Below are 15,454 nucleotides of genomic sequence, written 5' to 3' on the forward strand. Positions count from 1 at the left end.
TTCTCTTTTTTCCTATGTTATTTTGCAATCCGATTCTTAAAACTATTGTTAAAACAATACTCATAACAACTCAGCGCCCTTACTTCTTGCGCCTGAGATTCTGCACACGCATGCTCCCATGCCCGTAACCACAGTTTTTCATCATCACTAGCCAAACTTCTGGCCGCCACCAAGTAAAGCACTGAGCGTTGATGAGCAAATCCAGCCAGACAAACCAGATTGCTTTGTTGCAGTACAAACGTAGGGAGTTGTGCTTTTTGCTGTGATGTAAGTTCGGGTTGTGTCTCTTCGATGAATTTGACAATTTGTGCGAGCGCACGTTGTTGTGTTTGTTCCGCAAGGCTACTGATTAAAGCAGCGTTGATGGTGACGGGCGCGGTTTTATCCTTATCCAGTGCATTTTCAGCCAGAGACAAGGAGTAATATTGCTTAGTCTGAGAATCGAAATACCCAACTTGCTGAATCGGGTGCATAAAGTGCATCAACTTCTCATCCGGTAAGCTTTTCAGCAGTGGAATCAATCCCAAAGGAACATAAAAGCGATAGAACATCCATGTTTGCTGTTGTTCGTTTTTCAGATAGGTGAATTTACGCAAGTGATTACGTAACGCACTAAAAGGCTGGTCACTTTCGATAAAAATACCCAACGCTGATGCCATTGGTTGAGTAATTATTTGCCGGAAGCGGGAATACGCATCACCACTCTCCGTTAATTCCACCAAATAAGGAGCACTATCTTCCAAAGTGACCTGGGTTTCCCCCTGAAACAAGCTTTCCCAGCGCAGGTTAGAAACCATTAGGTCAGCGCTTAAAAAACTGCCCATGACCTGACGATAAACAGCAGCATCCAACACAGCATAACGATATTTCGTCTCAGGTTTTTCCGGCATGCTGTCTGTAACAACAAATTGCAATACACCACGCTCAGCAGGCAGAGGTAAGCTATTATTACGTTCATTCAATGACATCACACGTTCACCCTGTTCCTGCCCTTGCCGGAAATGTCGCAACAATGGCAACTCCTGTCGAGAACTGGTGGTGAGATAATCCAATAATGGCTGAATGGTTTGATATTGGCCGGGGGAATGCCCTACATTCAGCAAATACTCCACCAGCTCAGAAAGCGCCTGACGTTCACTTTTAGCATGAATAATCGCCTGTGCAGAGAACAAATCCCCCTCTTTGTTGGTGAATGAGTAGTCCACTATCCAGTGCTCAGAACAATCGGGTAACCAAGACATTATTCAGATGACTCCTTGAGCTTTTTGGCTTTTTCCCTGCAATCCTCTGCCATTGCCAAACCTTCATTGGCTGAGCCATCTAAAGATGGAACCGAACCCGGGCTACCTCCCATTACAGTGACATTTCCCTGTAAGGTAATTTTTCCGGTAATTGTGACTCCTTGCCCATCCAGCAGAATCGAACCCGCTTTGCCCTTAATTAGTACGGATTCACTGGCCTGTAACGAATGCATCTTGGTCAGGGTCTGAATGTTATTAACCACATTCAGCGTATAATTGTTATTGACCTTAGCAGTTTTATCCCTGCCGATTTCTTGCAGGTGATCTGCGAATATCTTCTCCTCCCAGCTATTATTAATGCGGGTTTTGCGATCTTTAGTGATAGTTTCAAACTGATTCAGGTCAATCTGAACATGCTGTTCATGCATGATCCGAATAAATTCATCATTGCCGACTTCATGCTTCCGGTTATTCAGTACATTGTGACTTTCATCGTGACCCACACGCTGGGTTTTATCGTGGTTTATCTGGATAAGCTGATCTTTCTGGGCATGGATATAGATCTCTTCACTGCCTTTGGCATCTTCAAAGCGAAGTTCATTAAACCCTTCCCCTTTGTGAGTATGCGTTTTAAATGTCGTACGTGTCTTTTCTGCCGGCAGATCCAATGGCGGCCGATTGCGTCCGTTGTAGGTACATCCAGTGACTATCGGGCGATCAATATCACCATTAAGGTAGGAAATAATAACTTCCTGGCCGATGCGCGGAATTGCCATAAAACCGTAGCCATTACCGTTCCAGCCCTGTGCTACACGTACCCAGCATGAAGCTCGATCATCTGCTTCATCATAACGGTTCCAATGGAAATGGACTTTAATCGCGCCATGTTTATCAACATAGATTTCTTCACCTGCCGGCCCCACGACTGTTGCCACTTCATCCCCATCTGCCAGCGGTTTATGGCGGAATGGTGGACGCCAATCCTGTCTTCCGGGAATAAACGTAACATTATTGGTTAATGTTGTTCCTTCTCCTGCATCACCAGAAGCCTGTGGTTGATGACCATGATGTGTGACAGTAACAACCTGCCAGCGATCATTCATCGACATAATCGGATGGGATTGCAAAACAAAGATCCGACCGGGTCTTAGTTTTATACAGTTAGTACTCGCTTTACCGACTTTGCTCTGGTTCTGTAACTGCTCCAGACGCAATTGAGTAAAAGGGCGACCTTCTGCATCTATTTGAAAACGACCATAACTTTCAAAGACAGAGTGGTTGCCGCCATCGTCCAACGCCGCCGCATGTTGTAGCGGATAAGAAGGCCGGAGGAAGTTATTATCTTTATGGATCGTTTCATCCGGGCACAGATATTCGCCATAATTCCACTGCCATGCAGTCGAATCACTGTTATCCGTGTTTGCCTGCACGTTGTAGGTCAGAGTCAGCGCTGCCAGCATGCCAAGGTGGGAGTTACTGTAAAATAGTTTATCTTCCTCAAACCAAAACATGATGCCTTCTTCCGCCGCCAGCCGGCACCAGAATTCATAGGCAGACTCTCGTTTCTGGGTGGTATATTCACGTATCGAATGCTGTTGGTGATCTTTGTAGAATTTGCTGTCTGCTTTAATGCGGTGCTCTTTCAGCAACTGGCTGAGAATATCCGGCACGGATTGATGATGGAAAATCCGGCTATCCTGATTGAGGGTCATTAGCCACATTTCCGGTCGGATAATGAAAGTATAATAGGTACGCCGTCCGTCGGTATTTCCCTGTTCTGCTCCTGCCACAACGCCATTGATCGTTCGCTCAATCGCACCATCCCGAATAACTGTCAAAGCGGCGCTGGCACCTAATTGTTCACTGAGTCCAACATTGTCAAAAGAACTGACTACTGTCATTGATAAGTGAAAGAGTTGTGACAACCCTTCTTGTAAGCTGAAATCTATAACCTGAAATGTAGTGAGTGGCAGTGAACCTATCTGACATGTAAAAACTAATCCATCCATTGTGAAAACTCCTTACATAATTGAGCGATAACCCTGAATCATTGAAGGTGACAGATACCACTCTGTCCCTGAAAGCTGGCTGAGCACTCGCATCCGCAGCCACGTTCCCTGAGCAAGACAGAATGGGAAAAATTGGTAGAGTGAATTGGCAAATCGATACATTTCACCGATATCAATATAAGCAGTTTCATCCAGCATCAGAGTGACCAGCAGGCAACGAACGGGCCTGTCTCGGATTATCCTATCTCCCCATTTTGCTTCTATATTGGCAATCCCTCCGATCATGCGCTGGATATTCCGGCTGGATGAGCGATTGGTATCTGTGTATAAATCAAAATCCAGTAATAATTGTTTGACCGATGCAACCGTCTCCAATAAATGGCTGCCAACAGAATAATGTGACAACAAATCCCAGTGACGATGGCTATCAACAACCGGAGGATAAGTTTGTGAAGTTGATGTGATATTTTTTAATTGAAAAACTTCAGGAATATTTTCACCAGACTGACAGATTTCACCTATCGCAAGAGGTTCCTGATATTGTTCAATACCATAAAAATGGCAGATAAATTCACGCTCAGGAGGTCTACGCATCAGCTCCGCTTTGCTGTCATAAAAAATCAGTTCGTACTGTATTCTGCCTAGCGCATCTTTAATGACTTCAAGCGAATAGAACCAGGCCCTATTATATTCAGGATGATAACGCTCCATGCCAGTAAGCAGGCTGACCGGATAAAACAGATATTCATCACCGCGCTTTTCTTCTTCTGTATTCGGCTCGTTTTTCAGTTCAATACCTGTAATATGCAAAACTCCCTGATTCGGTATTAGAGGTAAACGATAACGAGCGGTTTCAGGTCTAAAAGGGAGAGTGACCTGACTGTTACATGCCATATTAACGACAGGAACGCAATTCAGTAAAAATGCAGATTCAACCTGAGCGGCTGATAGTGGCAATACTGTATTCAACGATAAAACAACACTGAATTCACGCTGTTCAGCCAGTTTTAGTCGTTTTGCCATTGTCGGTAGAGGCAAATTCAGGAATTGGTTAATATGTGGCAGATAAAGTGATTCAACCAGTAGCTGTGGTGCCCAGTTATCCCCTACCGCAGATGACAGAGCCAATCGAGAAGCTCCTGAGCGTGGTTCAAACCGATCGCCGTGAGCTTGATAAACCTGCCCATTGTGATGTAATTCAGCTCCATCATAATATTGTGTCAGCCCCAGCATCAAAGCATCAGCCACCTGCTCATCACTACTCAGGAACAGATTAATCGGTTGGGTCAACCATTCTTCTTCCCGGCCGTTATAACGAAATTTTAAGGTGATTTTAGTTGTCTGTACCTGATGAGTCATTTCACGGGACAATAATTCCAAAGGCTCGATAGAACATTCACGGCACATTACAAATGGCTGTTGGTGATGAGTATAAACTTCAGTTCCTGCTGGTATGGAAAAAGCAAAATCACCCTGTGATCCACTCTCAAATTGCACAATACTGGTTGCAGGAATACCTTTTATCGGTTGTGCCTGTAATTTTTGTAGTAACGGCTGCGTCAGTTCAGGAAAGGCATCATTGACTTTCTGACTCAAACGAGCCATTAAAGCAGCAAAACCTTCATTAACTCTTTCTGCATCAGGGTCTCTGCCACTGAGCACATCACCAAGATGCGATTTTTCTTCACGTGCGGTTTTTGCAAGTTGCCTTAGGTAATCAAGTTCCCACTGATAATAATATTCAAACGGATTCACCACTAACTCCTTTTGCCTTAAAGCTGCACATTATGAGCATTACCATTTTTGGCTTAGGTAAAATAAAAAGTGCAATAAAAAACATAGCCATTCACCCTGCAAGATGATTAGCTTGTTAATTTTAGATAAGGACAATTTAATGTTTCAGTTTATTGAAATAATCTTTTCAAGATAAAATAAAGCGCCCTATCATTATTTATTAAAAGAGAAACATGCCTCGAATAATAAACTGTAGTAGGAATATATCAAAAGAAAAAATAGTCTGTTTTTTTTATTGATAATTAAAGGCATTTGAGAAATGAGATGTAAGTCACATAAAATTATCTTTTATCTTATTACTTACTCAAAGAGCATTACCTATTCCCTCCCTATATTCCTTCAATAAACTAATTCAATAAAATTAATCACCCATGTAAAACTAAATTTTAGAGAATAACCTCACCTCGACAAACAAGTTATTTATAAAAAATCACTTACTCAATAAAAAATATATTTAATCTTAAAAAAATTAGGTTGAAAGAAATCCGTTGATTTTTCCAAAAAAGATAATTATTTGGCACTCTGAATTCATTTACCTGACAAACACCGAGAAAAAATGTTACACAGATCACATTTTAGCACTCCATGAAACCAATTACATGAACAGCAATCTGCCCTCACATTCTCTATAAAATAAATTGGTTACTCTCCTATAACCATAAACTCTGACTTACTAATTACTAATATATTTTAGTATATTCCCCCAACTATTATTGAAGGTTATATATGAGTCAAATCACCCCTCAGTTAACAAATATGTGGGATAAAAGTCATGAGCCATGGTTCGTAAAAGATAAGGAGCTCCGTTTTATATATGCAAACAAAGCATTTTTGGAATTAAACACACTATCTGAAAGTTTTGACATCACCGGCTATACAGAGAAAGCGTTAATTACCCCCTTTAGTGGCCTTGTTCAATTATTTGAAGATCATGACGAGAAGGTTTTGCAATCTATGCAACGGATATCATCCGTCGGGTCTTATTTTCAGAATAATACAAAAAAATTAATACCATACTTTTGTGAAAAATACCCATTAATGAGCGAAAGCAATACATGTATGGGGATCATTTGCCATATTAAAGAAGCAAACCATTTCTCAGTACATAATTATATTAAAAATGATATTTCTGTATCCATCAATCTAACTCCTCCTAGTGAGGTTCTGACAGAAAAAGAATGGTTAATAATTTTTTTATTCTGCCGAGGAGTCAATAATAAAAATATGGCTGACGAACTAAAAATATCAGGAAGAACATTAGAGCGATATTTTAAAATTATCTATGAAAAACTATCGATTAACTCAATGATGGAGTTGAAAACACTTTGTGAAAGAGATCACTATGATTTATATATTCCTCCCCAATATATCAAATCCATAAGTCATACTCTTCTATATTAAAACCTGTTATTCAGTTGGATATAAATCCCTCAAAGGCATTTATGATCATATGAATAAATTGGTATATGATTCGGCTTCATATTTACATTACAGAACTACTGGGGAAAAACATGGCAACTATGAAAGACGTAGCACATCAGGCAGGAGTATCTGTAGCAACTGTCAGCCGGGTTATTAACAATACAACTTATGTTGAGCCGGGTACTCGTGAACGTGTAGAAAAAGCAATGCGTGCATTAAATTATCGTCGAAATTTAGCTGCTCTGGCGTTAACAAAAAGGTGTGGAAATATGTTGGGCTTACTAACTGGTAATTGGGCTGACCCATTTTTTTCCCTTTTAGCTCGTGGTGTCGAAAAGGTTGCCCGCCAAAATGAAACTAAGCTGATGGTATGTAATGGCAGACATCAAGCGGAACTCGAAAAAGCAGCCCTAGATTTTTTAATTAATCAAGGATGTGAAGCCATAGTCGCGTATGTTAGCAGAATGAGTGAGGCAGATATATTACGCTATGCCGCCCATACTCCAGGATTAGTCATTATAAATCGCTATGTTCCGGCTATCGCTAACCGCTGTGTTTGGTTAGATAATATAAGTGCTTCTCAGATTGCCACCAATTACCTGATTCAAAATGGCCATCGTAAAATTGCTTATATAACAGCTGATCTACCTATTGATGATCGAAAACTCCGACTGGAAGGATATTATAACGCAATGGCTCAAGCTGGCATTACAATAGATAATGATTGGATTATTAGTGCTCCATTTAACGAAAAAGGAGGAGAACAAGCAGCGGAAAAGCTTTTAAATTGTCGTACCAATTTTACTGCCGTTCTAACATTTAATGACGTAATGGCAGCAGGAATGATGAGATTTTTACATCGGAGAAAAATTAATTTACCTGAACAGCTATCAATTGTTGGATTTGATAATATTGTCACAGCCCAATATCTCTATCCTCCTTTAACTACAATACATAACCCAATTGAAAAAATGGCTCAACGGGCCGCCAATATGGCATTACATCTCAGTGCTAAAAAAGAACTACCACCACAAATGAATATGTTTTCAGGAGAACTGATCATCAGAGAATCAGTCTCTTTGATAGAGTAATTTTTGTTGTAATACCCTGCCGCAAATTGGGATATTTATAATGGATAACAAGAAAAAACTGAGTTTGGGACTGGCTATATTGCCCATTGTAGCCATGCTCCTGCTGCTAATTATTGGTTATGGTCAATTAAGCCTCCGAATAGAGTCTTTATTACTAGTATCAGCAGTCATTGCTGCATTACTGGCTTTTTGGCAAGGCTATCGTTGGGATGACATTATTAATGCCATCGTGGAAAAATTAGTCAAAGCAATGCCGGTAATTATGATACTAATTTGCGTTGGTGGATTAATTGGTACCTGGATGCTGAGCGGAACAATCCCTTATATGGTTTATTGGGGATTAAAGCTAATCAGCCCTCAATATATCCTTATCGCTACCTTCTTTATTACAAGTGTTATTTCTGTTTGTACCGGAACATCATGGGGCTCCGCCGGAACAGTAGGCGTTGCTTTAATAGGAATAGCTGCCAGTCTCGATGTTTCATTAGCGGCTACAGCAGGTGCGGTGGTTTCAGGAGCATATTTCGGTGATAAAATTTCACCGCTATCTGATTCAACAAATTTTGCAGCCATTGTTGCCGATACTGATCTTTACAGCCATATTCAACATTTACTGTACACCACTATTCCGGGCTTCCTTTTAGCTACCATCGTTTACTTTATCGCTGGTCATACAAACTTGACAGACAACTCAGCAACTCCTGAAAAAATAACAGCAATTACTCAATCTCTTGAAAGTCTCTATCACTTCAACCTATTGCTAATTTTGCCCCCAGCACTAGTTGCATGGGGAGCCATAACAAAACGTCCAGTGATACCAATCATGCTTGCTGCTTCTGTTCTAGCTATCGTGCTCGGTGTAGGGCTTCAGGGATTTACAATCAAGCAGGGTCTCAATTCATTAATTGATGGTTTCAATCTCTCCATGTTCTCTGAACAAGAAAGGCATCTTATCGGGAACGTGAATGATATCCCTCTCCTGCTTAATCGCGGTGGCATGTCTTCCATGATGGGAACTATATTGCTTATTTTTTGTGCATTCGCATTTGCCGGTTCACTAACACTTACTGGTGCTCTGACCATCATCATTAACTGGCTTCTACAAACTGTTCACACTACAGGGCAGCTCATCGCTGCAACCTTAGCTACGACTATTCTGGTAACAGCTACAACTTGTGACGGCAAACTGGCTCTGCTTATTCCGGCAGAGCTGTTCAAAGGGGCTTATCAACAGATGGGGCTGGATAATAAAAATCTGTCCCGAACAATAGAAGATGGTTGTACTGTCATCGAACCACTGTTTCCCTGGACTTCTGCCGGTATTTATATGGCGACAACATTAGGCGTCAGTACTCTTGATTTACTACCGTGGGCAATTCAGTGCTATACCGCTGTATTTTTAGTACTCATCTATGGTTTTACTGGTTTCAGTATTGCAAAAGTCGCACCGAAAAATTCATTGAAGAATAATGAAGCCCAACGTGACACCGTCTGACACTACAAACATACCTGAAACTTTCCGTGAAAAGTTTCAGGTAGTAGATTCATCTTAATTACTTTTATATTATTAATAAATTCCCTGGAGCTGGCGATGAAACAAGATAATTAATGATTTTATTCATTTTTGGAAACGTTGAAAGCGTATAAAATACTTTGATAAACATCATTTACGTGGTTCAAATTAAAACCAGCCATAATTTAATAACAAATAGTTAATATTTCAAAAGATGTAAATATAAAAACCTTGATCTTTATATCCCTGAAAGATTTATCACCGTTAGTAGTAAAAAATTTAACTGATTATATTAATCAGACATAAAAAAGGAATATTGATATGAGTAAGAAGTCGATCATTTCACCTCAAATAATTAATACGCTAGCAATAAGTAACGAGCCTTGGGGGATCAAGGATAAAAATTCATGCTTTATCTATGGTAACAACGCATTGAATAAGATTAAGGGATTTTCAGATTCATTTGATTTTGAGGGACTCTACGATCATGAACTTCCCTGGGATGGTGCAGAGTTTGCTGAGGCGTATATTCATCATGACCAAAAAGTCATGAAAGAAGAAAAATCATACGTTTCACTAGAAACCCATGTATGGGGAGAAACTCAAACTTTATCATCTTACTTTTGTGAAAAGTCACCTATTTATCATGATAATGGCGACTGTATAGGGATCATCTATCATTTATGGAAAGCTCAGGATTTTTCACTGACCCGCTTATATCATGGGAAACTGCCTGCTTCTATTATGTTCCAGCCACCCACTAATTTGTTTACTCAACGAGAATGGGATGTAATTTTCCTCTCTTTACATAAATACACTAGCAAACAGATCGGAAAGATACTAAATATCTCCTACCGCACCGTTGAAAACTACACCGCGCAAATATATAAAAAAGTTGGTGTCAGCTCTGCTCAACAACTGGAAGAATACTGCCGATTGAATAATTTCGATCTTTACGTACCAGAAAAATTCTTACAGCCCGGAAGTCGTATCTTAATTTGATTATCAATAAATAATAATATCCACAAATAGAATTGTTAAATTGAATTATAATTTCAAAATACAGTAAAAATATCTTAAATTAATACCGATAGTTAACGCCATATAATGCTACAAATGGCGTTAAAAATATCGGTTTAATCCTTTTTCATTTCCAATGACTCCGATAAGAAATCCATCCAATCAGTGATCTACCTTCCATTTTTATAATCCAATGCAGATTTACATTGATCATTCTTTGAACGCAATATATTTATTGTTCAACAATAAAAAACAATTAGCCAACAATGAATGCAAATTAAATCAACAATAAAACAACAATCTATTTATGCAGAGGGAAGTAAAATATGCAGCATACTGTCAGTTTTTGGCCCCTAATCGGGATTGCAGTCATCATCATTGGTTTTATTATCAGGTTTAATCCTGTTCTGGTTGTAACAATTGCAGGGCTGGTCACAGGGTTAGCTGCCAATATGCCGCTTTTCGATATTCTGGAAAAGCTCGGTTCTGGCTTTCTTAATACAATGAACCTATCGCTGACTATTCTATTACCTTTGGTCATCATTGGATTGCTGGAAAGGCATGGTTTAAAAGAGCAGGCTCAACGTGCCATTGCTCATATTAAAAGTGCCACAACCGGGCGTTTATTGATTGTCTATCTGTTTATACGTGAAATTTCTGCCGCTCTGGGTTTAACCAGCCTGGGAGGGCATCCACAAATGGTTCGTCCATTATTGGCGCCAATGGCTGAAGGGGCTGCCGAAAATCAATATGGCGATTTACCCAAAAATGTCCGCTATCGGATCCGCGCTATGTCCGCCGCAACAGATAATACCGGATTGTTTTTTGGCGAAGATATTTTTGTCGCATTCGGCGCCATTATTTTTATGCACAATTTTATGTTGAACTCCGCGGGTATTGAGACAGAACCCCTACATATTGCACTATGGGGAATTCCGACGGCGATTTGTGCGTTCTTCATCCATTCAGTCAGGCTATATCGGCTGGATAACAAACTTGCCAAAGAAATTGCCTCCCTAAGCCATAAAAAACACGCCTGCAAGGAGGCTATATAATGTTTCAGTTACAGTATCTCTATTATCTGGCAGGCGCTATTTTGCTTATTGTGACAGTGATGTCCTGGCGTGATAAAGCCAATCCCCGTCGTTTAACTACAGGGCTATTCTGGGGGCTTTACGGCTTTATTTTTCTGCTAGGAAACTGGAGCTATCGTCTGACTGAGCTCTGGCTCGATGATGAAGTTCTGGCAACAAGAATCGTACATATCGGAGTAGGGATTTTAGTGGTTGTGATGGCACTGCTGGCTGGATTTGGCGGGGTTCGTTCAGGTAATTATCATCAGCCAACGCCAGAGCAACGGCAGGAAAGTGCAACCCGCCTCGGTAATCGGTTATTTTTACCCGCCTTACTTATTCCGGTTATCACTATGGTTGGGGTTCTTGCGTTTAACCATATTCCCGGATTAGAACGTGCAATTTTTGGCGAAGGCAATCATACAACGCTGGCAACCCTCTTCTCTATCACTCTCGGCTGTCTTATCGCGCTGATAATTGCTATCCGTATCACTCGCGAGAAAATTATACAACCTATGCAGGAGACTCGCCGCTTACTGGACTCTATAGGCTGTGTATTCATTCTGCCACAAATTCTGGCTACGCTCGGTTTACTGTTTACAGCGGCCGGAGTGGGAACAATTATCTCTTATCTGACAGAGAGTTATCTGGCGGTTGATAATCGGTTTATCGCAGTCATGGCTTATGTCTTTTGCATGGCACTCTTGACCATGATTATGGGAAATGCTTTCGCCGCTTTCCCTATCGTAACAGCCGGAATTGGGATACCTATTCTTGTACTTCAACATGGTGGTAATCCGGCCGTAATGGCAGCAATCGGCATGTTTTCTGGTTACTGCGGTACATTGATGACACCAATGGCAGCAAATTTTAATCTTGTTCCCGCAGCGCTATTAGAGCTACCTGATCGAAATGCTGTCATCAAGGCACAGATCCCTACGGGATCTACTTTGCTGATTGCTAATGTGTTTTTACTCTATTTTCTGATGTTCTGACAACAAATGACAGGAAACAGCTATGAAAACAATTTTAGTGACTGCCTTTGAGCCTTTTGGAGGCGATACCACCAACCCTTCATGGGAAGCGATTAAGCGACTACAAGGCAGCCGAGTTGCTGATGCAAACATTGAAGTTCATCAGCTCCCCTGTATCTTTGATACATCACTGGCACAGCTTTATACCATTATTGATAATTATCAGCCGGAATTAGTGATTTCCGTTGGATTAGCGGGAGGCAGGCCTGATATTACAGTAGAACGGGTTGCCATTAATATTAACGATGCAAGAATTGCCGATAATGCAGGTAATCAGCCGATTGATACACCTATTATTGTCGGTGGCCCTGCCGCGTATTTTTCCAGCTTGCCTATCAAGGCGATGGTCAGGGCGTTAAATATGTCTGGTATCCCCGCTACTGTTTCCCAAACAGCCGGCACGTTTGTCTGTAACCATGTAATGTATGGCTTATTACATTACCTTACACAAAAATACCCTGCCGCACGTGGAGGGTTTATCCATGTTCCTTATTTACCAGAGCAAGCCACTGAATATACAAATATGCCCAGCATGTCTTTAGAGATAATAACGTCAGCATTAAAAACGGCGATTGAAGTGGCCTGGGAAAATAAATCAGATATTGCTGTTATGGGTGGAGCGACGCATTAAACTGACTACGCAGGTATGACTCAATATTCATACTCTCTAAATTTAAGTTTACGTTTTATTGGCGGCAACGCTAACTCTGCCGCCATACAAAATATTAAAATTTATTGGGTACAGACTTATTAGGAAGCAAATATGAAAATACGAATACGAGCCCAACAGCAATCAATATAATAGTAAATCCTTTTGCGTTGAATATATCCATTGCTACACCTGTTATTAAAGGCCCCATAAGACTGCCAATACCCCAAATAATGCCAAATAGAGAATTTATGGTAATCAATGTCTGGCCTGAATATTTTTTTCCTGCTCTCACCAATGATAAGGTGTAAATCCCACCTCCGAATGCACCCATAATAATGATATTAACCCATAAAAACATAGAGTTTATACTAAATGGCAATGCCAATAGAGTAAGAATAAAAACTACCCCACAAATAATGTGCATTTTCTGATGGTTAGTTTTATCTGCCAGCCAACCTATAGGCATCTGGAAGATTGCATCTCCTAAAAAAATTAATGTTATCAATGTAATGGTGATCTTTTCGGATATTCCCAATGATAAACCATATATCGGGAACATAGATAACGTTGCTGAATCAAAAAAAGAAAAACAAAAAACACCAATCATAAGGCTGGGTGCCGATATGAGAAGTAGTAAGAAAGAACCTTTTATTTCTTCATTTTGTTCTGTTTGTTCTGTTTGTTGTGATAGTGCTGATGAAGGGTTTCTTACTATAAGAGCAAGGCAAAGAGTAGAAAATATGCTCAGTAAAATTGCAGGGATCAGAGAGACAATACCAAAAATAGAAATTAACAATGGCCCCAGAAGTTGACACCCAGTGAATACGGAAGTGTATAGCCCCATGAATGTCCCTTTGTATTTACCACTAGTATTATCGCTAATCCAGGATTCCCCTATAACAACAATGACACCACAAGCAAACCCCATCAGAAATCGGGGAATAATAAGGTAATATACCTGATTTAAATAAGTAGAAAAAAAAGTAGAAACAGCCAGTAACAATAAACTAAAACTCAATAATTTATTTAAGTTAAATAAACGAGTAAGTATTGGAACAATTATGGAAGAGATCAGCATTCCTAGCGCAGGTAATGCTGACATTATACCCATTATTGTTGAAGCACGATTTTGCTCTGCCAGCTTTAGACTGACCATTGGTAATGTATATCCCATCGCTAATCCTACGAGCGATGCACCCAATATGATGGAAATCATATATGATTTATTAAAGCTGGCATTCATTTTTATCTTTTTACCCTTTGTATGGTTCAACTAGATATTGGTATATATCTCTTTGTGGTAATGTACTTCCATTAATTCTGTTACCATCATGCCAAAGGCATGACGCTGCGGGTCCCTGTCCACCATATGGGAGATAACCATGTTCCTCTAAATGTAAATCAGTATTAAGGAGGATACTGTCCGGTAAGTGTAACCTTTTATTTAATTGATGACTAATATAATCACTTGTACCAAACAAAGAAATATACATCGCATTAGCAGAATAGTTTGAATGAGAAAAATAATCTGCCAACTCTTGATCGTCCTGATATCTTTGCAAAAAGAAAACAGGAGCAAAAAACTCTTTGTAATTTCCACCTAAAACGAGAGGCTTTTCAAATACTGTCGGCTTTATCATGCCATCTATAGGGTTTATTTCCCCACCATAGGTACAATAACTTCTATTAAGTTTAAATAGAGAGGCTATTTTTATACTATGATCAACATCACTGTTAGGACCTACAATATTATTATAATCAGAATAAGAGCCTACCTTTCCTTCTATTTCTTTTAAGCTTAATATTAATTTATCCCTGAATAAATCATATATATCGCTGTGTACTAGTATAGAATTAGGACCAGCACAATCCTGACCTTGATTGTAAAGCACAACCCGTTTCGTACTTTCGATAGCTAAATCTATATCCGCATCTTTTGATATAACAAGAGGGTTATGCCCTGCACCATTTAAGATAAACAACGTGTTTTTTCTGAAATGTTTTCTGACCTTAACTGCATTTTCTGGCGTACCGGTAAAGATAACAGCATCTGTTATTTTCACTCTTTGGCTTAAAAATAATTCTTTTTCTTCATAAGAAACTGAAAAGGATTCAGATATCTTCGACATATCAATAACATTTTCAAACTTTTTATAATGATAATGCATTGCCGTAGGTGGGCGTATACAAACATTTTCAGCCATAAGAGAAGGTATGAAACCAAAACATACAGATGCGTAAATTGGCTGATTCAAAGGTAGAAATGATGTAATGCCATAAATTTTTTCCTGAAAATACGCTTCATTTTCCCCAATATTTTCTAGAATATCAACTGAACGGGAAATCTCATCTTCAGTGACAACTTTACATTGATATTCAGATAGCGCTTCTATCAAAGAACTACTCTGTTTTTTTAATTCACCGGATAGAATACTACACTTTTCCTTAACTTGATTAAAATTAATTTTACCGAATAACTTTGCCATATGTAACTCTTCATTTTTATCTATATTTATCACTATGGATGAATTTGATGGGTTTATTTTAATATCAACATTATCTTGTGAGTTATTTTCTTTTTTCTGTATATATGGATTACTAAAAC

The 15,454-nt window shown here is 39.6% G+C and carries 12 protein-coding genes; 7 read left to right on the forward strand and 5 right to left on the reverse strand.

Annotated elements, in window-relative coordinates:
- Nucleotides 1-17: 17 nt before the first annotated feature.
- From AACX68_RS13795 to AACX68_RS13805, 3 genes are read right to left on the reverse strand one after another with little or no spacing between them, the layout of a single operon-like run.
- Nucleotides 18-1,241 (reverse strand): DUF4123 domain-containing protein, encoded by a 1,224-nt coding sequence (locus AACX68_RS13795; RefSeq protein ID WP_228859498.1) that lies wholly within the window; start codon nucleotides 1,239-1,241, stop codon nucleotides 18-20.
- Nucleotides 1,241-3,250, reverse strand: coding sequence for a type VI secretion system tip protein TssI/VgrG (gene tssI / locus AACX68_RS13800; RefSeq protein ID WP_228859499.1), 2,010 nt, complete (start codon nucleotides 3,248-3,250; stop codon nucleotides 1,241-1,243). The genes AACX68_RS13795 and tssI overlap by 1 nt, the downstream gene beginning before the upstream one ends.
- Nucleotides 3,251-3,262: 12 nt before the next feature.
- Nucleotides 3,263-5,005: a type VI secretion system baseplate subunit TssF gene (locus AACX68_RS13805; RefSeq protein WP_228859500.1), complete on the reverse strand. Its 1,743-nt coding sequence runs from the start codon at nucleotides 5,003-5,005 to the stop codon at nucleotides 3,263-3,265.
- Between the two features lie 765 nt (nucleotides 5,006-5,770).
- On the opposite strand from AACX68_RS13805, the gene AACX68_RS13810 reads away from it, so the two are divergent.
- The 7 genes from AACX68_RS13810 (at nucleotide 5,771) to pcp (ending at nucleotide 12,828) form a co-directional block, all read left to right on the forward strand.
- Nucleotides 5,771-6,445, forward strand: coding sequence for a helix-turn-helix transcriptional regulator (locus AACX68_RS13810; RefSeq protein ID WP_228859501.1), 675 nt, complete (start codon nucleotides 5,771-5,773; stop codon nucleotides 6,443-6,445).
- A gap of 110 nt (nucleotides 6,446-6,555) precedes the next feature.
- Nucleotides 6,556-7,557: a LacI family DNA-binding transcriptional regulator gene (locus AACX68_RS13815; protein ID WP_228859502.1), complete on the forward strand. Its 1,002-nt coding sequence runs from the start codon at nucleotides 6,556-6,558 to the stop codon at nucleotides 7,555-7,557.
- 40 nt (nucleotides 7,558-7,597) lie between these two features.
- Nucleotides 7,598-9,052, forward strand: a complete 1,455-nt coding sequence (gene nhaC / locus AACX68_RS13820) for a Na+/H+ antiporter NhaC (RefSeq protein ID WP_228859503.1) — start codon at nucleotides 7,598-7,600, stop codon at nucleotides 9,050-9,052.
- 339 nt (nucleotides 9,053-9,391) lie between these two features.
- On the forward strand, nucleotides 9,392-10,072 hold the full coding sequence (locus AACX68_RS13825; RefSeq protein WP_099120786.1) for a helix-turn-helix transcriptional regulator: 681 nt from the start codon (nucleotides 9,392-9,394) through the stop codon (nucleotides 10,070-10,072).
- A gap of 344 nt (nucleotides 10,073-10,416) precedes the next feature.
- Nucleotides 10,417-11,145 carry a DUF969 domain-containing protein gene (locus AACX68_RS13830; RefSeq protein ID WP_228859504.1) on the forward strand — a complete coding sequence of 243 codons (729 nt, stop codon included), beginning with the start codon at nucleotides 10,417-10,419 and terminating at the stop codon, nucleotides 11,143-11,145.
- On the forward strand, nucleotides 11,142-12,158 hold the full coding sequence (locus tag AACX68_RS13835) for a DUF979 domain-containing protein (protein WP_228859509.1): 1,017 nt from the start codon (nucleotides 11,142-11,144) through the stop codon (nucleotides 12,156-12,158). Before AACX68_RS13830 ends, AACX68_RS13835 begins: the two co-directional genes overlap by 4 nt.
- Nucleotides 12,159-12,180: 22 nt before the next feature.
- Nucleotides 12,181-12,828: a pyroglutamyl-peptidase I gene (pcp, locus tag AACX68_RS13840; RefSeq protein WP_228859505.1), complete on the forward strand. Its 648-nt coding sequence runs from the start codon at nucleotides 12,181-12,183 to the stop codon at nucleotides 12,826-12,828.
- A gap of 94 nt (nucleotides 12,829-12,922) precedes the next feature.
- On the opposite strand, the gene AACX68_RS13845 is transcribed toward pcp, so the two are convergent.
- Together AACX68_RS13845 and AACX68_RS13850 are read right to left on the reverse strand one after the other, a co-directional pair.
- Nucleotides 12,923-14,092, reverse strand: coding sequence for an MFS transporter (locus AACX68_RS13845; protein ID WP_228859506.1), 1,170 nt, complete (start codon nucleotides 14,090-14,092; stop codon nucleotides 12,923-12,925).
- Between the two features lie 10 nt (nucleotides 14,093-14,102).
- Nucleotides 14,103-15,454, reverse strand: a 1,352-nt coding sequence (locus tag AACX68_RS13850; RefSeq protein WP_228859507.1) for an aldehyde dehydrogenase family protein, incomplete at its 5' end; no start/stop codon positions are given.

Origin of the sequence: Xenorhabdus sp. PB61.4 (genome assembly GCF_963894935.1) — a bacterium.
GTDB lineage: Bacteria > Pseudomonadota > Gammaproteobacteria > Enterobacterales > Enterobacteriaceae > Xenorhabdus > Xenorhabdus stockiae.